Source organism: Aliinostoc maniaoense (assembly GCF_058172895.1).
Window position 1 is genome coordinate 3,569,544 of record NZ_CP187952.1, and the last position, 22,398, is coordinate 3,591,941.

The following is a 22,398-nucleotide window of genomic DNA, read 5'->3' on the forward strand; positions in this document are numbered from 1 at the left end:
TTAGCCCAATTGAGTCAAAATTGAACTAACATCAACCATTAACTTCTGCCCCAATTTGAGTAAATTCTGACACTGATGAGGATCATCTTGACTAGTCAGACACAAGGGTATGATTTGACTGTGCAGACAGCTAAAGTAGAGTTCTTGAGATTGGTGTAATGAAATCCCAATATTTAATTGATATGCTACATCAATTAACCGTTCTAAGCATTGAATGTCTGTAGCAAAACTACCATTGCTATCGTGCAGCAATCTCCAAAGCAAGCGCAAAATCAACTGTTCGAGGATTTGCTTGCCTTCAGGAATATTTAAGTGACAACGCAGATGTTTGGCTTCAGTAGCGATCGCTTCTAATTCTATTATGTGATTCCAAACTAATACAGGTTCGGTGATATCTTGCTCTAGCGATCGCAATGTCGTCATAGAGCGATATCCTAAAGCAATCTCGGCTGCTACTTGTAACTCTTGCGGTACAGCTAATTCATCCCGGTGAAAGGCGACTAAGACACCATAATTATCCCGGTAAGCTTGGGTGTAAAGTTGGTCTAAGCGAGTCAGGGTTTCTTGGGAGAGTAAGCGCATAATGCGGTGGCGTTCTTCTGCAAACAGATTTTGCAAGTTAAAAGCTTGGCCACTAAACACCTGTGTCATGACTAAGATCGTTTGGGCTGCGCTGGCTTGTTGCAGTGCGCTAAACAGCTTTTCTTTTAATTGGCTGTAGTCTCGTCTACCAGTAAATATTTGAATGCAGCAGTGGAAATCCCAACCCCCTAAATGCAGTACGGCAAAAACTAAGTTTTCGCTTTCCCAGGTAATATCAGAGACTAACTTTAAATGACCAACTGCTAAGGTCAATGATCCCATGCGTTGCAGTTGGTAATCTATCTCATTGACGGTGTAACAGTAAACGTGCTGTTGGTGACTACCGGGGGCTGATCCCTGACCATTAAATATAGATGTAATGGCGTAATGGGCAGCGACTTGTTTAAAACTAATCTGAGCAGTTTGGACGAGTTGACGGTATACTTCCGCACCATGTTTAAAAGCTTCAACGTTACTGGGGGCTGAAGATAGGCGTTTGAGGAAGCCTTTTTCTAGTTGCACACCAGCCACATCTCCCGCCAGTTCTAAGGCACGGGCGGCGTAACGGAGAATTTGAGTGCCTTCTGGGCGAGACAGTTCCTCAAAGAACCAGCCGCAACTTGTGAACATAAATAAAGCATGACGCTGCATTTCTAATAGGCGCAAAGCGTCTACTTGTTCGGCGGCGGTGAGTTTGTGGGTTTGATGGCGGGACAGAAAACGGCTAACATTGCTAGCAGAGCGATCGCTGATCACTTGAATATATTCATCTCTAGCTAGCCACGGATCACGTAACAATTGTTTACCATATTCTTCGTAAACGGCAATTAATTGATCTCGTAGCCAATTTAAGCCATTCCGTAATGGCCGCCGCCATTTTTGATGCCAAACTCCCCCTTCACCACCACAACCACAATCATCCTGCCATCTATTAACACCGTGGGCGCAACTCCAGGCAGTCACAGGTTTTAACTCAACTTCCCATGTGGGAGAATTTAAGCTCAGGTAATGAGCAAAGTTTGTCACTGTCCAACCATGTTCGGGAAACTCGGCGGTAAAGGCATAGGCTAGGGTTTTTTCTGTTCCCTTTTTATGGTGTCCAAAGGTTTCCCCGTCTGTAGCGACAGAAATTAATTGTGATGGACGATGATCCCCGCGCACAGCTGCCCCAATGCGTCCGGCAAAATGGTGAGAATTATAGACGACATCACTAAAGCCCATGTCCCGTGAAATAGGGCCGTCGTAAAAGAAGACATCAATATATGGGCATTGGGAAGTAGGAATGGGCAATTGGTCATTGAGATTTCCTTGTCCCCGATCCCCACGCAAATAACAACGATAAGGACGGGTGGGATCAATCTGACTACCACCAACTTCGTGCCATTCCGGTTGGGGATCATTTTCTGATGAAAAGGGACGACAACGCAGAGCTTGGGATGGTGCAAGGACTATAAAACGAATCCCTTCCGCCACTAAAACTTCTAAGGTGGCATAGTCTACGGCGGTTTCCGCCAACCACATTCCTTCGGGATCACGACCAAAGCGTGAACGGAAGTCTGCTTTCCCCCAGCGAATTTGGGTGTATTTATCCCGTTCGTTGGCTAGGGGCATAATAATGTGATTGTATACTTGCGCGATCGCATTGCCGTGGCCATTTAATCTTTGACAACTTTTTGCGTCCGCTTCTAAAATCCGTTGATAAACCTCCACATCATAGCGTTCTAGCCACGACATCAGCGTTGGGCCGATGTTAAAGCTCATATATTCGTAATTATTCACGATCCCCAACACTTCACCTCGGTCGTTTAAGACTCTGGCGAAGGCATTCGGACGGTAGCACTCCCAATGAATGCGCTCATTCCAATCATGGAAAGGTGCAGCACTGGGTTGACGCTCAATGGCATCTAAATAAGGATTTTCCCTCGGTGGCTGGTAAAAATGACCATGCACCGTCACATAGACACCTGTAGCTCGTCTCAGGGGATCGCTATGGTGAGTATCTGGAACAGGGAAATTGGATGTTGATGTTGAGCCAGAACTAGCTGGCCTCTCAGCAGCAGAAGTCATGTATTTTTATCCAAAAAAAACTTACACTTATGCCGGAAACATCTGATTCAAACTTTTTGACACAAGTTTGAAAGCAAAATCCGGTATATAGAGAAACTATCAGTATGGAATACAGCTAAATTGCGACGAATGTAATCTTATTATGATAGTAAATCTGCGTTATTGCCACACTGTTTTCCATATTTCACAAAATTATCAACCATTGCACAACGCTCCTTTGCGGAGTTTTCTGGTTGGCAGAACCAATCAAAATTTAATTATCTTTTAATTTATTAAAACCTATTTTTGGTGTAAAGTCCTAATTTTTAATAGATAGTTTTGCTAACGAATATTGCGAAGTTATAAGAAATTGCAACCATAGTTTACATAGTCTGAGGAGTTACGCAACTGGCATATTTTTGATGTAGTCACGCATTAACCATCAATTGTGGCACTTGCCTAAGTTTTGAATTTCTTGCATCTCACTTGCGGTTTTGTTTCATGGCTACCTTCTTGACATAATACTTACAGTTGACTAGTGTAACCCTAGGGGTTACAATATCTATGACTAATGACTATTAAAACTTTTAAACATAAGGGTATTAAAAAACTTTTTGAAGATGACGACAGGAGTGGAGTTCAGCCAGCACACGCAGAAAAGCTTCTAGATATACTTGACACGCTTGACGCTGCCACCGCAATTAAAGATATGCAATACCCTGGCTCTGGACTACACCAACTAAAAGGTGATAGAAAAGGGGAGTGGTCTGTTACTGTCACCAAAAACTGGCGTATAACTTTCACCTTTGAAGAGGGCGATGCTTACGACGTAAATTACGAAGACTATCACTAGGAGACTGAAGCCGATGATCACCAAAAGAAAACCTAGACATCCAGGCGGCTTGATCAAGCGTCAGTATCTTGAGCCACTTAATATCACAATTACTGATTTTGCTGACATCATTGGTGTATCCCGTAAAACAATGTCTGAGATAGTGAACGAACGAGCAAGCATTACACCTGACATGGCTCTACGTTTATCTACTGCTTTGCAAACCACTCCTGAGTTATGGCTCAACTTGCAACAAAAATATGATCTTTGGTGTGCGGCTCATGAGTCAGAATCGTGGAAAGAAGTAACACCAATAAATTTACAAGCTTGCTAAAAACTTTTAGTTCACCCGCACAGGAGGTAACAAGCCAACTTTGCCTGCTGAACTTCCGCCACTCCCTTCTACGGTGATCATTTCCATTCAAAATTTTTTGAGTATTTTGGCTGATTGACAAAATATACTTTTTAGCATTCATATCTGTAAGAAATTTTTAGTGAATTGGTGTCACTGATGGTTTTAGATGAGTTTTTAGAGAAACTAGAGGGTATCCTGAAGTTTGTCAGATACTTGTACCTTTTTGATGTATGAAGAGTGTTGAGTAAAGCTTAAATTGTAGGGTGCGTTAAAGCAACGCGTAACGCACCGTATGATTATGGTGCGTTACGGCGATTTATACTGTCGCTCATACTCAAATCATCACACTGCCGTAACACAACGGCAATAAAGCGAGAACTCAGAGCGGCGGCTTCCGCCGTAGACGCTTTAGCGTCTTGCCGCAGGCATCTAAAGTTCGGTGGGGAGGAAAATCCACACCGCTTTTTGCCTCCCCTACTTAATATTTACTTTACTCAGCACCAACTAAACACCACGCTTTTGCTAACAGCACTTAGCACTCAGTACTCAACAATCATGACTTGCCAACAAATCAACTAAAAGTAACAAATGTCAGGTAAAAACATTCTTTTTCTATTTTTCTTGCTGTTTATCCCCGTTTCCTTGGCGGCGCACTTTCTCGAATGGGGAGACTTGCTAGTTTTCATTACCGCAGGTTTAGCAATTTTACCCTTGGCCGCTTGGATGGGTACAGCTACGGAAGAAATTGCTGTGGTGGTGGGGCCTAGTTTGGGAGGGTTGTTAAATGCTACCTTTGGCAATGCTACGGAACTAATTATTGCTTTAGTAGCTTTAAATGCGGGTTTTGTGAATGTTGTCAAAGCTAGTATCACCGGTTCAATTATCAGTAATTTGTTACTGGTAATGGGCTTTTCTATGCTTTTGGGTGGACTAAAATTCAAAGAACAGACATTTCAACCAGTAGTAGCGAGGGTAAATGCTTCTGCCATGAATTTGGCAGTAATTGCGATTTTGCTACCCACCGCCATGAACTACACGGCTAAAGGTATTGGTGAACCAGTGCTGCAAGATTTCTCCTTGGCGGTGGCTGTGGTGTTAATTTTGGTTTATGCCCTCACATTACTATTTTCTATGAAAACCCATGCCTATTTGTACGATGTGGGTGTGGCAGAAACGGAAGAGGAGGAAAGTCATACAAAGCCGAATCTTTGGCTGTGGAGTGGGGTATTGTTAGTTTGTACCCTGTTGGTAGCCTTAGAGTCAGAGTTATTGGTTGATTCCTTAGAGGTGGCTACTTCCCAGCTAGGTTTGACGGCACTGTTTACAGGGGTGATTTTAGTTCCCATTGTGGGTAACGCCGCAGAACACGCCACAGCCGTCACCGTAGCGATGAAAGATAAAATGGATCTTTCTTTGTCGGTGGCTGTAGGTTCTAGTATGCAAATTGCCTTATTTGTCGCACCTGTGTTAGTAATTGCTGGGTGGATACTAGGTCAACCAATGGATTTAGATTTTCAGCCTTTTGAGTTAGTGGCTGTGGTGGTATCAGTGTTAATTGCTAATAGTATTAGTTCTGATGGTAAGTCTAATTGGTTAGAGGGAACATTGTTATTAGCGGCTTACACTGTACTGGGATTTGCTTTTTACTTTCACCCACCTATTAATGGGATTGGGTAGTTATTCTCACAATTGAATCTAGCAAGCGATCGCCGGATTTTTTCCCAGGTTAATTTTCAGGCGATCGCTTTTTATTTTTAGTAGTAATTGTGACATTTTTTTGCAACATTACTCATAATGTAAGTAGAGCGGTGTAAATAATTAAAGGTTTGTAGTGAGGACTTTAGTCCTCTCTTAAGGACTAAAGTCCTTACTACGAACTAAATTCATTTTTTTTTACATTACTTTATATAGTTTGGTTTTTTCAAGTCGTTCTACTTAGGTAATTTATAAGTCTTTCAACTCCAAACCACACATATATATATACCGCTTAAGGTGGAATAATTTCTTTGACATCTAGAGTTTATTATTCTTGTCAAGTTTATTAGTAAATTCATCACAAAATATCGCCGTGGAGCAATTTGGCAGTTGATTAAATGATTAACTGCTGCCATTTCTAGTATCAAATAATCACTTATAGAGATTTCAACTCTGCTCAAGAGTAAGAGTTTAAACCTCAAAATCAAGAAGGGCAATATGTTTCTAATTCTGGCTATTTGATCATTAAATGCTCGAAATTTAACTCCTGAGATTTAAGTAAGCACTATTCCGGACTTAATAAATTTTTTCTGTCAAAGGAAATATGGGTGATAGTGACATCAATTACCATGAATGATATTGTCCTGCTGATGACGGGTGTATTAGCAATCAAGCAACCCGCTCCGTCGATTGTACCCAAGCAGCCTGTAATTCAGCTTGACAATGGCGTGAAGAAAACAACATATGTTGAGCCATATCAGTTAGTGTCATCTGCAAAAATCACGCCACCTGAATTTATGCCGCTCAATCAAAGTTCGCCAGATATTAAGTTAGCTTTTAAACCGGAAAACCAACGAACTCCGATTAAAAAGAGAGAGTTAATTAAGGATGCTTATAGTGTAGATGAGTTCAAAAATTTCCATGCTGTCAGGGTTAAACTTCCCCGGCAACCACAGATCATAGCTCAACAAATCCGCAGTGAAATTATCATTGCCAGACGCTATGGCAGGTCTGTTAGAAATATACCAAATCTACGTTTTGGTAATTCAGGTACAGCCGTGAGAGTCTTGCAAAGATTATTAGTTGCTAATGGCTATAGTCTTCCCGTTGATGGCATTTATGGCGCATTAACAGAAAGTGCAGTCAAAGCCTTTCAAGTGCAACGTAATCTCCGAGTAGATGGGATAGTTGGCCCCAATACATGGAGTTCCTTAACCCGGTATTCAAGATAATTAGTAATTCGTAATTCTTAATTACGAATTACTAATTATCAACTACCGATACTTATGTTGTTCTAGGAGTTGTTGCGCTCTGGGTTTGTAGATTAAATAGAATAATGACTCAATGTAGCGCAATAAATCCTCCCGTTTTTCTTTGGATGTAAAGTTCCAGAATCCGTAAATTCTGGCTAATGACAAGAGTTTTGTGGTGTGAATCTTCCAAGTATAGGTGCTGTATACTCGGTCAATGGCTTGCTGAGAAACTACATTCCAATATTGGGGATTCTCTTCACATTTGATCACAAATTCGAGAATTTTTTGGGCTGTTTCTTCTAAATTTGTGGGGTTAATGTAAAAACCATTCACTTTATTTTGGATGATTTCTAAAGGCCCACCAAATTGAGTGGCAAAAGTTGGTAATCCTGAAATCATCGACTCCAGAATTGTCAAACCAAAGGCTTCAAATAACGCTGGTTGTACGAAGATTCCTTGATGGTCGGCGATGACTCGATAAACTTCCCCAGAATCAGTTTTGGATAGGCGCACACCTAACCAACGAATTTTGCCATGTAAATTGTACTCATCAATAATGTGGTAGAGTCTGACAATTTCGTCCCTTTCTTCATTGTCTTCGGATTCTTCTACCCGCAACTTACCGGCAATTAAAATTAAGTTGCAATGTTCTTGCAATTCTTTACTTTGACCAAAGCATTCTGCTAAACCAGTGAGGTTTTTAATGCGGTCGAGACGCGCCATTGAGAAAATAGGACGTTTTTGAGGATCATCAAGTTTACCGAAGATTTGGCTAGGGTCTTCTAAAGTAAATAACATTTCGGCAATACGTGCGCGATCGCTATCTACTCTTTCTTCATGACGTGTATAGGGAAAATAGGCGTTTTCATTCACCCCAGGCGGTACAACGTTGAATTTCGGACTAAATAATTCAATGCCGTTCACCACATGATATAACTCCGGCATGGTGAAGCATTTGTAAGATTCGTACTGTCCGATACTATCCGGTGTGCCGACAATTTCTTGGTAGGTACTGCTGATGACGAAATTGGCTGCATTCATCGCAATTAAATCGGCAGTAAATTGTAAAGAAAAATGATATTTATCTTCCAAATCTTGCCAATATAAGTTGCTAAACAAATATTTGGATTTTTCTAAAGCGTGAGCAATATTACACTGAGTTACTTTCATCCGTCGCGCCAACAGAAACGCCACTAAGTTGCCGTCAGTGTAGTTACCCACAATTAAATCTGGTGTGCCGTGAAATTCTGCTAGCAGTTCTCGTTCGGCATCAATGGCGAAGGTTTCTAAATAAGGCCAAAACTCAAATCGGGAAATCCAGTTTTGGGTCATGTTGGGGTTAAATTCCCGCAGAGGAACGCGCAAAATCCAGGCGTTTTCCGTACCGTAGACTTTTTCCAGGCGTTGGTTACACAAAGTCCCATCACTATTAGGAATGAGGCGTGAGAGAATGATGACCTTTGATTGGACATTTAACCCCTCTAAACCAGCAAGGATGATATCTTCTCGCAGTTGTTTTTCTAAGTTCTTGGCTTGGTCGAGAACATACACTACCTGACCCCCAGTATCAGGACGACCTAAAACCCCTTCTTGTCCAAACCAGCCATGTGCTGACACCAGGACAATTCTAAAAATCATCGGCACGCGAGAGATGAAAGCTTCCAGGGTTTGGGGGTCTGGTGAGTCGATTAATTCATCGAGAATATTTAAGGTGTCCCGGACACGGGAAGCTGTGTTACCCCAACCTGGTTCAAAACCCATACTTTGCAATTGCAGGCGGAATTGTTCGTAGGGTTCATCGTTGGGTCTATCATTGACAAAGTTGATCGCTTTTTTGACTTGCTCTGAGAGCTGCTGTTGTGATTTGATGCGATCGCTAATTAATAATTGCACACCGTTGTAATGGTGCAGACGCAAGAAGTTAAATAAACTTTCTAGCCATTGTTTGGGGTCTTGGAACAGCTGACTAGATAGGTAACGGTTAAGGAACTGTACACCCTTACCGATGTTTTTCGGGTCACGGATGACAGGAGTGTAGTCATAAAAGGGGCCAAAGTCTAACTCTAGCAGATCACCCTCAAGCGGATGAAACTTATTGACAAAGCGATCGCGCAAATCCAATAATTCCTGTATCGTCATCGCCTCCACATCTAAATCTGCTGTGACGCGATAAACTTCTTGACTAGCAATCTTGGAACGAATAATAAAACACAGATTTGAGTCTTCTTGAATAATCTCTTGGGTATAGTAAATTAATTTACCAAGATGAGAAGAAGTATAAAATGTTTCTGGCTTCTCGAATTTGGTGCAGTATTCACAATATTCATTCAAGATGTCATTACGCAATAAATAATTTTGCTCTTTTTGGCGTAATTGACTCAGAAAGGCACGTAGATCAGTTTTTTCTTCACTATCCAGGATTGTTTGCATCAATTCTGACATAGAAGTGACTCCTAAATTTTGATTTTGCCTTCTAGGGTAGCGCAAGCTGCAACCCTGAATTTTAGTCAATAGTCAATGGTTTAAAAAAATTCCATCCGATGAATGAATCCATGTTTGTTTGTGATGAAGGATGATAATTTTTATGACAACCCATGACAGTTAATAAATTTTGATTGAGGGATGAAATTTAGCTATTCTTTGCCTAGAATAAAAAAAAATGCTGATTTTTCAGTCTAACTAAAGGCATAAATAAATACATTTTATGTCAGCCCAAACGCGGATATATATAAGCGCGATTATACCTGAATATTTCAGTGACTGATTGCACTCATCAAAAAATACAAAAATTTCATCAGTTCATATAAAAACTCTCCGCGTCCCTCTGCGCCTACCTCCGCGCACCTCTGCGTTAAAACTCCCAATTACTTCCGCCTCAAAATCACCCAACTAACCACAGGAGTTCCAATCAAAGCAGTCCTGTAGTTATAAAAAATATATTTGATTTTTAAACAGTGTAAAGTTGCTGCTATGATTTATCTACGTAGTGGGTAATCTTAATAACAAAGTCAAGACTTCATTGATGATTTATTAGTTATGCGAGTACCCGCGTGAGATGATTGAAATCCTCGCCACCCTTTCGGCTTCTGCGGCAGCAGGAATAAGAATAGGCATACCTTTATTAATTATTGTACTCTGGCAAGGTAGTGAATTTTGGTCACAAGTGCCAGTTTTATCTCATATTTCCCCTAGGGTTTTATTAATTTGTCTAATTACTTGTTCATTTGTGGAATTGTTTGCTTCTAAAAAACTTTGGGGACAAAGAATTTTACAAATAGTTCATTTATTTTTATCTCCCCTTGTGGGAGCAATTATGGGATTAGCAGTAGCTTCAGCCACAGCAACACCACATTGGTTAATAGTTGTAATTGGGGGTTTGTTAGCTTTGGTTTTACAGCTAGTTCAGGTGGGTTGGTTCTATCGTTTACGTGGGTTGCCGTTGTGGGCAGTTTTTCTACAGGATACTTTATGTATAGCTCTGGTGCTGTTTGCTTTTGATGCTCCGTGGCAAGGAGGATTAATTGCTTTAATCCTCCTGTGGTTTGCCGTGCATAGTGCTAAACAGTGGTATAACTGGTATCACAAAAGCCGTTAAAATACCTGAATTTGGGCGAAACCATAGGGTATTTCTCGCTGATAACCAATATGACCTCCAGCAAGTTCATATAGATAGAAATTGCGATTGGGAGTATCAAAGGCCAAATTCTTAAAGGCGATTCGTAGGTTACTACCACGAGGTACTGGTTGAGTAAAATTCAGCCTAATTCTGTCACCTTCTCTGGAAATGTTGGTATCGATTTTTTGACCAGATTCATCTGTGACTTCAATATCATTGTTACTGACACTGACAAATTCTGGAGGACGCACCACTACATAAGACAAAGGCTGCTCTCCGGTATACAAACTAATGTAATGAGTATTACGGAAACCAGTTGTTCTACTAATTCGCGGTGCAGTGCGGTCGTAGGACATTGGTTGTCCGGGTGGGTTTGATTGTCCGGGTGGGTATTGTTGTCCGGGTGGGTATTGTTGTCCGGGTGGATATTGTTGTCCGGGTGGGTATTGTTGTCTGGGTGGGTTTGATTGTCCGGGTGGGTATTGTTGTCCGGGTGGGTTTGATTGTCCGGGTGGGTTTGATTGTCCGGGTGTGTACTGTTGTCCGGGTGTGTACTGTTGTCCGGGTGGGTATTGTTGTCCGGGTGGGTTTGATTGTCCGGGTGGGTATTGTTGTCCGGGTCGGATTGGTTGGGTTTGAGCGATCGCTGGTAAACTAGTTGTGGCGATCGCTAAACTCACGGTAGAAAACCAAATCAATTTTTTCATGACTTACCGCCAATAAAGGGGAAATTAAGACTTTACTGACGATATTCCTGAAATTACTCTCGGATTACATCTGCCTGGGATGGGAAGCGCAAAAACATAAAAATCCTACATATAAAAACAAAAACCTCCCAAGAGAGGGAAGTTAAGAGTGAAGACCATATCTGCGATGTGTAACTTTTTACTGCAACAAGCCAATCATATGTAATAAACCCTGACCTGTAATTAACTCAATAATCAAAGCAATAAAACCTAGCATAGCAATGCGACCGTTCCAAACTTCTGCGCTGGTGGTCATACCCCATTCCCAACTTTCTGGCGGATACATTTTCACCCGCTTCTTCATTTGAGTGACTTGGGAAAGTTTGAGACTCGGTTTTTGCAGTGCTTCAATTACCAAATCAGCTAAAGCTCTGATAAAAACTGGATGGGTATTTGGTGCAGGTACACGGCGGAAGTTATGAATGCCTGCTTCTTCGGCGATTTCCCGATACTCAATATCAATTTCTTGCAATGTTTCAATATGTTCTGAAACAAAACTGATAGGTACGACAACTAAGTCTTTTACGCCTTCCGCGCCTAATTCTTTGAGGGCATCTTCTGTATAGGGTTGCAGCCACTCTACAGGGCCTACACGACTTTGGTAGGCTAGGGTGTGAGCATTGGGACGATTGAGGGTTTTCATGATCAGACTAGTACATTCCTCAATTTCCTGCTGATAGGGGTCGCCGGCTTCCTCTACATAGCTTTTAGGGACACCATGCGCGCTAAAGAAGACATGAACTTGATCAGGATTAGGGAATTGGTCAATTTCTTGACTAATCAATTCCGCCATTGCTTGTAAATAACTCGGTTGTTTATACCAAGAGGGAATGACAGTATATTCAATGCGTTGGAGTTTGGGGTCTTCTTGCCAAAGTCGCTCTAAAAGCCGGAAGCTAGAACCACTGGTACTGATGGAAAATTGCGGATATAGCGGTAGAATAACCAAATTGTCAAGGTTGTCTTTAGTAAGGAGTGCGATCGCTTCTTCTGTATAAGGATGCCAATAACGCATTCCGACATAGATTTTGGCTTCGTGTCCCAAATAATTTAACTGTTCTTGTAAAGCTTCTCCCTGAGCTTCCGTAATTCGCCGTAAGGGTGAGCCACCACCGATTTGCTTATAGTTCTCTTGGGATGTCTTGGTGCGTTGTGAAGCGATGTACCAAGCCAGGGGCTTTTGTAACCAACGGAATGGTAAGCGTATGATTTCAGGATCAGAAAAGAGGTTATACAAGAACGGCCCAACATCTTCTAATTTATCAGGCCCACCGAGATTGAGTAATAATACGCCTACACGACCCATAGCAGTTATTTTCCCCCGACTTTTTCAGATTTTTTACTAATGTTAACAATATATCTTTATTAAATATAAAGCTTAATAGTCAGCAAAGGTACAATGGCAACAATTTTAAGAAATTTAAGTTATCGTTATCAATGGCTATATGATGGAATATCCCGGTTAGCAGCCCTTAGCGTCGGTGGAGAAAAGCGTTTTAGGCAATTAGCTCTGCAAGGGTTAACCATACAATCAGATACTCATGTTTTAGATTTATGTTGTGGTAGTGGCCAAGCGACGCAATTTTTAGTGAAATATTCACAAAATGTAACAGGACTAGATGCTTCCCCCTTATCTTTACAACGAGCCAGGCAGAATGTACCAGAAGCAACTTATGTTGAAGCTTTTGCCGAAAAAATGCCCTTTACAGATGCTCAATTTGATGTAGTGCATACGAGTGCGGCTTTACATGAAATGCAGCCAGTACAATTACGGGAAATTCTTCAAGAAGTTTATCGAGTACTCAAGCCCGGAGGAGTATTTACTATTGTGGATTTTCATCCACCTACTAACCCCATACTTTGGCCTGGTTTAGCGTTATTTTTTTGGTTGTTTGAGACAGAAACAGCTTGGAAATTATTAAAAACTGATTTAAATGGGTTATTAACTGAAATAGGATTTGAAGTAACTCAACCAACTTTATATGCTGGTGGTAGTTTGCAGGTAATTCAGGCGAAGAAATAGATAATTGGGAATTGGGAATTGGGCATGGGGCATTGGGCATGGGGCATTGGGCATTGGGGTACGGGGTAAATATTTCTCCCTTATCTCCCTTGTCTCCCTTGTCTCCCTTGTCCCCCTTGTCTCCCTTGTCTCCCTTGTCTCCCTTGTCTCCCTTGTCCCCTGCCCCCCTGCCCCCTGCTCCCCTGCTTCTTACCCAGTCCCTATTTCCTAGGCAAAATTACAGTAACTATTGTCCCAACACCTAATTCACTATTAACTAAAATTTCTCCTTGGTGAGCATCAACGCATTTTTTAACAATTGATAAACCTAAACCAGTGCCGGAAATTCCGCCAACATTTTCCCCACGATGGAAAGGTTGAAATAAATGTTTTTGATCTTCTTGGGAAATACCAATTCCCCAATCTTGAATTTTAAAAATTACCGCCTGTTCTTGAGCAATTAATTCAAAATTTACTATCCCATTTGGTAGGGAATATTTAATGGCATTACCCAGTAAATTACCTAAAACATGGTGTAGTAAGCTTTCGTCTAATAATACTGGTTCTAATTTTTGAGAACAGTTGAAAATAACTTTTAGGTGTTTTTCTTTAATACTTAACTTGGCTTCTTCTACTATTTGACGACAAAACGCTGCTAAATCTATGGCAATAAGTTCACACTGTAGTTTGCCTGCATCTGCTTTACCTATTAATGATACTTCATCTAGTAACTGTGCCATATTTTTGATTGCAGAACGAATCATTTGTAAATGAGACTGTTTTTTCTCTTGGCTTAATTTATCTTCGTTATTTTGTAATAAACCAGCAGCTAAAAGAATTGTATTTAAAGGGTTGCGAATGTCATGGGAAAGCATAGAGACAAACTCAGATTTAAACTGGTTGATCTCTTGGGCTTTTACTAGTTCAGCAGTACGTTCTTCAACACGGTGTTCTAGAGATTTATTGAGAACTCGTAAGCTTTCTAAGGCTTGCTTACGCTCGATAGCGTAACATAAAGAACGCACCAAAACATGAACATTTACCTGTCGTTTGACTAAGTAATCTTGCGCTCCCTGACGCACAGCTTCAATTGCTAAATCTTCATCATTAGTATTAGTGAGAACAACAATTGGCACACTAGGGTCTTGCTTCATCAACAAAGACAGAGATGATAAACCTTGACTATCAGGAAGTGTAAGGTCTAGTAAAATTACATCATAATTAGTGTGAGTGAGTTCCCTGAGTGCTTCTGCCAATCTCTTCACATGAACCAGAAGAAATTGCTTAGATTCAGCTTGTTGTAAATATTCTTGTAATAACCTCGCTTCTGCAATGTTGTCTTCAATTAACAAAATTTTTACTGAACGTCCAAGTATCATCTTCTGGTTTCACCGCCTGGGAATTGATGAATGGGGCATTGAGAATGGGGCATTGGGAATGGGGAATGGGGCATTGGGCATGGGGCAGGGAGACAAGGGAGACAAGGGAGACAAGGGAGACAAGGGAGACAAGGGAGACAAGGGAGACAAGGGAGACAAGGGAGACAAGGGAAAATTTACTTTCCCTACACCCTTACACCCTTACACCCTTACACCCTTACACCCTTACACCCTTACACCCTTACACCCTTACACCCCTACACCCCTACTCCGGTGGTAACGTAACTGTAGACAGCCAAAATTCTTCGATGCCTTTGACTATTTGGAATAGTTGGCTAAGGTTGCGGGATTTGGTGATGTAACAGTTTACGTGTAGTTCGTAGCTGTGAAAAATGTCGTCTTCGTTTCTAGATGTGGTGAGGACTACTACTGGAATACGTTTGAGTAAGGGGTCAGTTTTAATTTCTGCTAAGACTTCACGACCGTCTTTTCTAGGTAGGTTTAAATCTAGCAGAATGAGGTCTGGACGCAGGGCGTTGCTATATTCGCCTTCTTGGCGGAGGTAAGCCATAGCGTCCATACCGTCACGGACGGTTACGACTTGGTGGGGTATGGAGCTATTTTTAAAGGCTTCTTGAATTAGGCGAATATCAGCTTTATTGTCTTCAACTAAAAATATTGTTTTGAGTTTTTCTTCCGTTTCTACGCTCACGCTCGCGGCCTCCGACGGGAATTGTAAAGTAGAAGGTTGCTCCTTCACCAAGTTGTGACTCTACCCAAATGCGTCCTCGATGACATTCGATAATTTTTTTACAAATTGCTAGACCCATGCCTGTACCTTGATATTCGTCTCGTGTATGCAGGCGTTGAAAGATCACAAAAATGCGATCGCTAAATTGCGGGTCGATGCCAATTCCGTTATCCTTGACTGAGAATAACCATTCATCTTCTAATCTTTCTGCACTGATATGAATTTGCGGTGGTTTGTCGCTGCGGAATTTGATGGCGTTAGCAATTAGGTTTTGGAATAACTGCATGAGTTGAGTGCTACCAGCCATGACGGTGGGTAAGGGGTCATGGGTAATAGTCGCCTTGGTTTCAAGAATGCGCTGGCGTAAATTTCCTAATGCTCGTTCTAGTGCGGTTTCTACTTCTGTGAGTTGAAAGGCGATCGCTTGGGTGTCTACTTTGGAGTATGCTAAAACATCATCAATTAATGTCTGCATGAGGCTGACTCCCTCGACTGCGAAGTTAATAAACTCTTTCGCATCTGCATCTAACTCAGCTTCGTAGCGCATTTCCAATAATTGGACGTAATTGGCTACTTGGTTGAGGGGTTCTTGCAAGTCATGGGAAGCAACGTAGGCAAACTTTTTCAGTTCGGCGTTGGAACGTTCTAAATCTTGCGCTAACTGTGCTAGTTCATCGGCTTGGCGCAGAACAATATTGACAATTGCCTTTTTCAATTCTAACGCGGCTTTAATTTCTACGTATCGCCAAGGTAAGGAGGTGAGGCGGACTGTTTCTTTCCACAATTCAAAGGATTTGCGGGGACACAGGCGGACATTACCATCAGACTGGGTGACTTCAAAGGCGTTGTGAGGATCACCACCCCAATTCACGGTTTGAATTACTTCCGGTCTAAACCACAATACATAATTCCGATGGGAAATGGGAATGGCTAACAAACCACTAGCCACATTTTTAAATTTTTCGGCATCTGGATAAACTTGCGGTAGAGAGTCGGTGTAAAAAATTTCTGACTCGACGTTATTTTTCAGCCATTGTACTAGAAAAACTAAGTCTTCTTCTTTAGGAGTCTCACCAATCAAGGTAAATTGGTCGCCGCAACATACAGCCGCACCTTTGGCACTAGTTAAATCTAAAAGATTCGGCTGATGTTTGACTAACCCATCAATAAAGTTGTCTTCTTGGGACATATATTCAACCAATAATGATTGAATATGGGTGAGATTCATCCGATAATCATAATCTTCAGTTTCTTCTCTGGCTGAAAGTTCTGCAAAAATTACTCGTCCTAAAAATTCGCAGGCTTTGCGTAATTCGTAGGAAACATATTTTGGTGTCTGATGGTGACAAGCGATTAATCCCCAGAGTTTTTGATCTTTAATCAAGGAAATTGTTAAGGACGCACCTACACCCATATTATGTAAGTATTCCAAATGACAATAAGCGGCATTTCTGAGGATAGAATTAGTTAAATCTATCGGGCGATCGCTCACGGGATTTTTCGCTGGTATCATCTGTACAGCTTCAGCCTGAGCATTGGGGATGAGCCTAATAGAATTAGAAATAAATAATTTTCTGGCAGGTTTGGGAATATCTGATTCTGGATAATGCAGTCCTAAATATGATTCCAAACTCGGAATTTTTTCTTCAGCAACCACACAACCATGGCCATCATCATCAAATTTATATAACATTACCCGATCAAAACCTGTCACCTTGCGGACTTCTTGCACAATTATTTGGCAGAAATCCCGCAAATTCGCTGTTTTTTCTAGCTCATTAATAGAAGCTTTCGCTAAATGATAAAAGCTGAGAAAGGGAATATTTTCTTGAGAAATAGCAGGCTCTAACTCTAAAATCAAAAATCCTTCGGAATTGCGATGAAATACGGCATCAAAAACGACGTAATCATCTCCTTTTTTTCGCATCCACAGCTTTGTAGGATTAATAAATTCGATATTACCCTCTAATAAGCCTGTTTTGATTCTCTCAATTTGAAAAGAATCAACTAAGTCTTCTAATTTTTTCTCAACTACAAATTCAGCCTTTATCCCTAAAATATCCCAAGTATTGTTGCTAACTTGTAATATTTTTAAGTCAGGTTCTTCTAAAACTAGCACCACTCCATGCGGTTGAATTTGGCTAGAAAGATGAATGGGAGCTTCTTTTAAACGTGTGACATTAATATCTGCTTTTTCTAAGCTTATGGTCATAAATAAATATCCTCATGGTAATTCGTAATTCGTAATGGGCTGCACCCCGCTACGCTCTAAGCGCAGCTATGCCGCAGGCTTTACGTAATTCGTAATTAACGCCGTGTGCAACTTTCTCTCAAACCTAACCCCCAGCCCCTTCCCTACAAGGGAAGGGGAGCAAGAATCAAAGTAGAGACGTTGCATGCAACGTCTCTACAGTTGCTCGTAGAGTAGCAAGCTATGGAGAGGGGTTTTAATAATAAGTTGCACATCGCGTTAATTAAGAAAGTCTTATCTATTCAGGCTTTCAGGGCTTGGAACTGTTTCATTGTTTTCGTTAAATGGGATCAGATGCTATCAGAGATCATTAATATTAGAGTCAAGGGTAAATTTTCGGGTTTTGATATTTCTTAGTTAAAAATCATGATTTTTTTTAATTGGCTGAAAAATATCAAAATATAAAATTCTCTGCTGTTATCTACGATTAATGGCTAATTTACTTTTTAATCCTGCTATCTTTGCCCTAGATAACTTTTGCTGACTGCTAATTTTTGACTCCTGAGTGAGTTGGCGAGAGTTGATTTATACACTTGCCTGCGTTTTCCACTCTAACAGATCAGCATGATATATACAGCTAAGAAATATGAAAAGATAAATGATTGATTAAGCAGATTATGTTTAGCTATGTAACGTTAAGAAAAAATGTAGAGATTTAGACGCGGGAGAGTTGAGTTGCAATACATCCCCCTGCTAATAAAAATGCTAATGTTGTTCCTAATGCACCAATTATAGGTGTAATTGTTTGAGTTTGAGGGAAAACAAGTCCAAACAAACTCATAGCTAATGCAAAGCCACCAAAGTACATCCCTACGCCTAATCCTGCCCAGCGTTGAGACATCAGGCCTAAAGCAAAGGGAATTGTGCCGTTAATAATTAAACTAAAGCCTATTATTAATATTAGTAAAAAAGGAATAAGATTGAAGAAAACTATTAACAATAATGAAATAATAGTGATGGCAATACCAATAAGCATGGCGCGAGTGTTACCGATTTTAACAGCGAACCATCCCCCAGGCAGAGCCACAAAAGCGATCGCTATTCCTACACCCACCATCAACCATTGATTTTCGTTAAATTGGGCTAGTAAAATCTTACTGACAACATCCATTAATAAGCGAGAACCCCAAGCAACCCCAAAACCAGTTGCTAAAATTAGCCTTAATTCTGCCCAAGGTAATTGAATAATTTCCGGGTGACGTTGCTCAATTGGTGTATCGGCAGGGGTAACTATACGTAATGCAGCAGCTACCGCCAACAACACAAAAGAAGCGATCGCAAAAGCAAAAATTGACCCTAAACTTAAAATAAACTGATGAGCCACACCGCGAAAAGCTCCAATTATTCCCCCTGTGAGAGTGAGGAAACTAGCTGCAATGGGTAACTCGGCTGGGAGAGAATATTTAACCAATAAACCTATAGCCGGAGAACGAAATACTGTCATGGCTATCGCCCAGGCTATTAATGCGATGGGGAGGAGCGATCGCCAAACCGCAGTCGGTGGTACAAAGGTAACTATACTGGGAATAGCTATAAATAATGTAGCGGAGAGAATCACGCCGCCTGAGATAAATAAAAATCTACTACCTACCCAACCTTTGGCTTGATCTGAAAGTCCCCCCATCATCGGTTCTAAAATCACCGCCAAGGCATTTTCAATTACTAATATACCGACTGCTAAGGATGTGGGAAAACCGAATTGGGTTAATAATTTCGGTAAGTAAGCATTATAGATTACCCAGCACAGAGTAATTGCACCTTGTAAGGCTGCTAATACCCAAACCTGTAGCCATAATATATTAAATTGTCGTTTGATAATATTCATTAATTTCCCTGTCCCCCAGCTTTTTGAGTAACTCTTGGACTTGAGTAGCTACAAGTGGGTGTGAATCTTGCTGTAATTTCGGTATGAGTTCTAAGAGGACACGCTGAGAAACTACACTTAAATAAGCGATCGCTGCTTCCCTAACAAAGCCCCTAGGATGACGCAAAGCTAGTAAAATTTCATTAATCGTCAAGCGAATGCGGTTAACTTGGGCAAAATGAAAACAACAAGCCAAAGACCAATCTGAGAAAAAATTCCCCAAGGTGAGCATCCGGCGTAGTCGTTCGCTAACTGTAAATTGTTGATATTCGATAAATCCTGCCTCAACAAGATAATACAGCTTTTCTTGGGGCGATCGCTGATCTAAAATATTCAACAGCAAGGATTTGGTAGGCAAATTCACGGTATGCTCTAATATCTCTAATCCCCGTGCTAAATTCACTCCAGATTCGGATCTTAAATTAAAGGCGGCCGCCTGCATTTTTTCTGGAGAATACAATAGCCGCAATAACAGTAATAATCTCTCTCTAATATCCCATTCCATTTCTTGCAAAGCGCGTTGTAATAGTTCATACACAGTCACAACTCGCTCTGGTGTTTGATAATTTTCTAAACTTTGTTCTGGTTCTAGGTCTATATAAGCAGCATAGATTTCACCTAAAAATTTTAATTCTTGTTCAATTAAAATTTCAACTCGACTATGTTGAAATCTATCCGCTAAATTACTGATTTCTGATTGCTTTTGGATTTTTAATAAACTGCGAAGAATATGATATCTAGTTGCACCCCAAGAAGATTCTAAATGTAACCATAAAGTTTCTAGTGCTTCTAAGGTGGAAATGTGGGCAATAGTTCGCCAAGCATACATCCGCAATACTTCTGGTTTGTAAACATTGGTGGCTAATTCTAATAGCATCTCCAATGCTTCATTCTCCATGTTCGCTAAGACACGCATTGCTGTATCGCGGGTAGATTTGTAGTAAAGTGCTTTTAATAAGGCTGGGTAATATTCCTCCATTCTATTGTTTGCAATCATTTCTAAAACAGCGCAACGTACCCGTAGAGATTCATCCTGTAATAAATGGGGAATATGAATCCGCAAGGCGTGTAAATATACTGCTTCTCTTAAGGCTTTGACTCCATTCATCCGTTCTAGTTCTTGCTTGTGAGTCAACATCGAACGTAAGGTTTTAGTAGCGGCTACTGTTTGCATCGGTGTTCCCTGTCTCAGCAGCAAAGCCGCCGCAGTTCCACGGACGAGTGAATGATGTCTTGGGTGCAGGTATTCTTCTAGCAAACTGAGATTAGGATGAGTTTCCGCTAGCCAGACATAACGCAACGCCAAAGCAAACACCTCTGGATGGACGACATTAGGGGGTCTTTCTAACAACCAACGCACTTCTGAGACATATTCAGGATTTGCACCTGCTGCTAGCATCACTTCTAAACTGTGATGTTGTAAATCTGGAGCGAGTTTAAATAATAATCCTGCTAAAATTTCCGCAGCCCCTTGGGGATCAATTTGGGCTAAAAGTTCAATACAAGAATGTTTATCGGCAGCGTTACCTGTTTCTTCTAAAGCTTTGACTACGGCTTGTTTAAAGGCGCGTAATCCCACCTTAGAAGCACTCAATTCGCCCCGTTCTGCACTTAAAACCAACAAATCTACATAACGCGATCGCAATACCCACACTGCCCACAAGCAAGCAGCTGCTACAATAGCTGTCTGGCCAATAAATATCCATTTCTGCAACGGTGCGGGGACAAAATTACTCCCAATCATTAATGTAAAAAATATCACTAACCCAGCTATACCTGTGGCGATCGCTTCGGCTGATCCTCCCCATAAAGCCTGCATTTGGCTGCGAACCCGCTCAGGTATGGGTTGGTATAACACCGGGCTACTACTGACTACAAAGGTATAACGTAGTAACTCATCTGCAAATTTCAACCCCACTAGTCCCCAAAAAAAAGCAACGGATTGCATTCCAGGTAATATATTCAAGATCGCAATTATTCCTGGCACAACAAAGCCTACAGCCACAGGTAAAAGAGCCGCACTAAAAAACACTCCAAAACGTTCGATGAGGCGACTAGAAATAAACCACTGAGTCGTTAATTCACACAGACCGACAATACCACCAAATAAACCTAAAAAGCTCGCTAGTTCTTTGTCACCCAAGTTTAATTTCAGTTCTTGCAGATATTGAAAATCAATTAATAAGCCAATTACTTGCAAAAAACCGACAAAAGCAAACAACTGTAATGTGTAACGCTTGAGCGGAGCTTCAATACGGCGATGTCGTGAGGCTTGTTCTTGGGGAAGTACGCGCTGAGGTGCATCAGGAAAGGCGGCTCGATATTGATAAGTTAAATAAGCCAAAATTGCCGAGCCTAAGATAATCACCCCACAGCCGATGATAATCACCCGATTCAGGCGAGCAAATTGCAGTAACCAAGGTAAACTAAAACCACTGATTACATCTGCTACTAGTATCCCGCTACTGACTATAGGGTAAGTACGTTTAATTTCTCGAATATTAAATAATTGATTAGCGACAATAGAAGTATTCAGGTCATTTACCACATATAAAGAATCCACCCATAGCCGTAATAGAAATACCACTATTACCCCTAGGTAGGAAATATGTACTCCTCTGTGCAGCAATACTAGTAAAATTAATGGCATCACCATACAAGGTGCGATCGCTACCACTACCCAGCGCAAAGGAAAAATCTTTTGCAACCAAGAATACAAAAACACTAGTGCCACACCCATAACTGCACTAGCTATATATATCCAAGGTAGTGGCCCCACCCCGTATTCATCTAGAAATAGTGCAACAGTACTATCTTCTGCCCATCGTAAACCTATAGATACAGTTGTATAGAAGGCAAACATCATCCAAGTCCGTTCGCCTTCCTCTGGTCGTAGATTCACCCATTTTAATAGTTGCGCCAGCAAATGATGATTTGTAGCCAACGAATGATTTTTCAATTCCATTAAAAATGGTAAAAGTCCTGAACAACTGAGTATTATGTTTCCCACTCAGAGTTCAGGACTA

General features: G+C 41.1%; 16 protein-coding genes. 7 read left to right on the top strand and 9 right to left on the bottom strand.

All coding sequences use genetic code 11. The features are described 5' to 3' along the window. Positions 1 to 2,649, bottom strand: coding sequence for a DUF3536 domain-containing protein (locus ACPZ3T_RS15650; RefSeq protein WP_490270407.1), 2,649 nt, complete (start codon positions 2,647 to 2,649; stop codon positions 1 to 3). A 550-nt stretch (positions 2,650 to 3,199) separates the two neighbouring features. On the opposite strand from ACPZ3T_RS15650, the gene ACPZ3T_RS15655 reads away from it, so the two are divergent. The 4 genes from ACPZ3T_RS15655 (at position 3,200) to ACPZ3T_RS15670 (ending at position 6,742) form a co-directional block, all read left to right on the top strand. Beyond that, positions 3,200 to 3,481, top strand: a complete 282-nt coding sequence (locus ACPZ3T_RS15655; protein WP_490270408.1) for a type II toxin-antitoxin system RelE/ParE family toxin — start codon at positions 3,200 to 3,202, stop codon at positions 3,479 to 3,481. Positions 3,482 to 3,494: 13 nt separating this feature from the next. Then, the gene (locus tag ACPZ3T_RS15660) at positions 3,495 to 3,794 is read left to right on the top strand and encodes a HigA family addiction module antitoxin (protein WP_490270409.1); all 300 of its coding nucleotides are present in this window, start codon (positions 3,495 to 3,497) and stop codon (positions 3,792 to 3,794) included. 609 nt (positions 3,795 to 4,403) lie between these two features. Further along, the gene (gene cax / locus ACPZ3T_RS15665; RefSeq protein WP_490270410.1) at positions 4,404 to 5,492 is read left to right on the top strand and encodes a calcium/proton exchanger; all 1,089 of its coding nucleotides are present in this window, start codon (positions 4,404 to 4,406) and stop codon (positions 5,490 to 5,492) included. Positions 5,493 to 6,139: 647 nt separating this feature from the next. Next, positions 6,140 to 6,742 (top strand): peptidoglycan-binding domain-containing protein, encoded by a 603-nt coding sequence (locus tag ACPZ3T_RS15670; protein ID WP_490270411.1) that lies wholly within the window; start codon positions 6,140 to 6,142, stop codon positions 6,740 to 6,742. 42 nt (positions 6,743 to 6,784) lie between these two features. Here ACPZ3T_RS15670 and ACPZ3T_RS15675 read toward each other — a convergent pair whose 3' ends face one another. Further along, complete coding sequence (locus tag ACPZ3T_RS15675; protein ID WP_490270412.1) at positions 6,785 to 9,205, bottom strand: sucrose synthase; 2,421 nt, start codon at positions 9,203 to 9,205, stop codon at positions 6,785 to 6,787. Between the two features lie 613 nt (positions 9,206 to 9,818). Here ACPZ3T_RS15675 and ACPZ3T_RS15680 point away from each other — a divergent pair. Beyond that, on the top strand, positions 9,819 to 10,358 hold the full coding sequence (locus ACPZ3T_RS15680; RefSeq protein ID WP_490270413.1) for a DUF4126 domain-containing protein: 540 nt from the start codon (positions 9,819 to 9,821) through the stop codon (positions 10,356 to 10,358). Here ACPZ3T_RS15680 and ACPZ3T_RS15685 read toward each other — a convergent pair. Both ACPZ3T_RS15685 and hemH read right to left on the bottom strand, forming a co-directional pair. Next, complete coding sequence (locus ACPZ3T_RS15685) at positions 10,355 to 11,086, bottom strand: hypothetical protein (protein ID WP_490270414.1); 732 nt, start codon at positions 11,084 to 11,086, stop codon at positions 10,355 to 10,357. The two genes, ACPZ3T_RS15680 and ACPZ3T_RS15685, sit on opposite strands and share 4 nt — an antisense overlap. Before the next feature lie 178 nt (positions 11,087 to 11,264). Beyond that, positions 11,265 to 12,431: a ferrochelatase gene (gene hemH, locus ACPZ3T_RS15690; RefSeq protein WP_490270415.1), complete on the bottom strand. Its 1,167-nt coding sequence runs from the start codon at positions 12,429 to 12,431 to the stop codon at positions 11,265 to 11,267. Between the two features lie 93 nt (positions 12,432 to 12,524). On the opposite strand from hemH, the gene ACPZ3T_RS15695 reads away from it, so the two are divergent. Then, complete coding sequence (locus ACPZ3T_RS15695; RefSeq protein ID WP_490270416.1) at positions 12,525 to 13,148, top strand: class I SAM-dependent methyltransferase; 624 nt, start codon at positions 12,525 to 12,527, stop codon at positions 13,146 to 13,148. Between the two features lie 200 nt (positions 13,149 to 13,348). Here ACPZ3T_RS15695 and ACPZ3T_RS15700 read toward each other — a convergent pair whose 3' ends face one another. Continuing rightward, on the bottom strand, positions 13,349 to 14,503 hold the full coding sequence (locus ACPZ3T_RS15700; RefSeq protein WP_490277237.1) for a sensor histidine kinase: 1,155 nt from the start codon (positions 14,501 to 14,503) through the stop codon (positions 13,349 to 13,351). A 61-nt stretch (positions 14,504 to 14,564) separates the two neighbouring features. On the opposite strand from ACPZ3T_RS15700, the gene ACPZ3T_RS15705 reads away from it, so the two are divergent. Next, positions 14,565 to 14,786: a hypothetical protein gene (locus ACPZ3T_RS15705; RefSeq protein WP_490270417.1), complete on the top strand. Its 222-nt coding sequence runs from the start codon at positions 14,565 to 14,567 to the stop codon at positions 14,784 to 14,786. Here ACPZ3T_RS15705 and ACPZ3T_RS15710 read toward each other — a convergent pair. The 4 genes from ACPZ3T_RS15710 to ACPZ3T_RS15725 all read right to left on the bottom strand — a co-directional run bounded on the left by ACPZ3T_RS15710 (position 14,772) and on the right by ACPZ3T_RS15725 (position 22,337). Next, complete coding sequence (locus ACPZ3T_RS15710) at positions 14,772 to 15,218, bottom strand: response regulator (RefSeq protein WP_490270418.1); 447 nt, start codon at positions 15,216 to 15,218, stop codon at positions 14,772 to 14,774. The two genes, ACPZ3T_RS15705 and ACPZ3T_RS15710, sit on opposite strands and share 15 nt — an antisense overlap. Next, complete coding sequence (locus ACPZ3T_RS15715) at positions 15,172 to 17,469, bottom strand: ATP-binding protein (protein ID WP_490270419.1); 2,298 nt, start codon at positions 17,467 to 17,469, stop codon at positions 15,172 to 15,174. The genes ACPZ3T_RS15710 and ACPZ3T_RS15715 overlap by 47 nt, the downstream gene beginning before the upstream one ends. Before the next feature lie 694 nt (positions 17,470 to 18,163). After that, entirely contained in the window at positions 18,164 to 19,333 is a 1,170-nt protein-coding gene (locus ACPZ3T_RS15720) for an MFS transporter (protein WP_490270420.1), read from the bottom strand. After that, the gene (locus ACPZ3T_RS15725; protein ID WP_490277238.1) at positions 19,308 to 22,337 is read right to left on the bottom strand and encodes an MFS transporter; all 3,030 of its coding nucleotides are present in this window, start codon (positions 22,335 to 22,337) and stop codon (positions 19,308 to 19,310) included. The genes ACPZ3T_RS15720 and ACPZ3T_RS15725 overlap by 26 nt, the downstream gene beginning before the upstream one ends. Positions 22,338 to 22,398: the final 61 nt, after the last annotated feature.

What these genes read in the sequence shown, in the direction of transcription:
- ACPZ3T_RS15650 (WP_490270407.1), bottom strand. Translation starts at nt 2,649, where the DNA reads ATGACTTCTGCTGCTGAGAGGCCAGCTAGTTCTGGCTCAACATCAACA.
- ACPZ3T_RS15655 (WP_490270408.1), top strand. Translation starts at nt 3,200, where the DNA reads ATGACTATTAAAACTTTTAAACATAAGGGTATTAAAAAACTTTTTGAA.
- ACPZ3T_RS15660 (WP_490270409.1), top strand. Translation starts at nt 3,495, where the DNA reads ATGATCACCAAAAGAAAACCTAGACATCCAGGCGGCTTGATCAAGCGT.
- cax (WP_490270410.1), top strand. Translation starts at nt 4,404, where the DNA reads ATGTCAGGTAAAAACATTCTTTTTCTATTTTTCTTGCTGTTTATCCCC.
- ACPZ3T_RS15670 (WP_490270411.1), top strand. Translation starts at nt 6,140, where the DNA reads ATGAATGATATTGTCCTGCTGATGACGGGTGTATTAGCAATCAAGCAA.
- ACPZ3T_RS15675 (WP_490270412.1), bottom strand. Translation starts at nt 9,205, where the DNA reads ATGTCAGAATTGATGCAAACAATCCTGGATAGTGAAGAAAAAACTGAT.
- ACPZ3T_RS15680 (WP_490270413.1), top strand. Translation starts at nt 9,819, where the DNA reads ATGATTGAAATCCTCGCCACCCTTTCGGCTTCTGCGGCAGCAGGAATA.
- ACPZ3T_RS15685 (WP_490270414.1), bottom strand. Translation starts at nt 11,086, where the DNA reads ATGAAAAAATTGATTTGGTTTTCTACCGTGAGTTTAGCGATCGCCACA.
- hemH (WP_490270415.1), bottom strand. Translation starts at nt 12,431, where the DNA reads ATGGGTCGTGTAGGCGTATTATTACTCAATCTCGGTGGGCCTGATAAA.
- ACPZ3T_RS15695 (WP_490270416.1), top strand. Translation starts at nt 12,525, where the DNA reads ATGGCAACAATTTTAAGAAATTTAAGTTATCGTTATCAATGGCTATAT.
- ACPZ3T_RS15705 (WP_490270417.1), top strand. Translation starts at nt 14,565, where the DNA reads ATGGGGAATGGGGCATTGGGCATGGGGCAGGGAGACAAGGGAGACAAG.
- ACPZ3T_RS15715 (WP_490270419.1), bottom strand. Translation starts at nt 17,469, where the DNA reads ATGACCATAAGCTTAGAAAAAGCAGATATTAATGTCACACGTTTAAAA.
- ACPZ3T_RS15720 (WP_490270420.1), bottom strand. Translation starts at nt 19,333, where the DNA reads ATGAATATTATCAAACGACAATTTAATATATTATGGCTACAGGTTTGG.
- ACPZ3T_RS15725 (WP_490277238.1), bottom strand. Translation starts at nt 22,337, where the DNA reads ATGGAATTGAAAAATCATTCGTTGGCTACAAATCATCATTTGCTGGCG.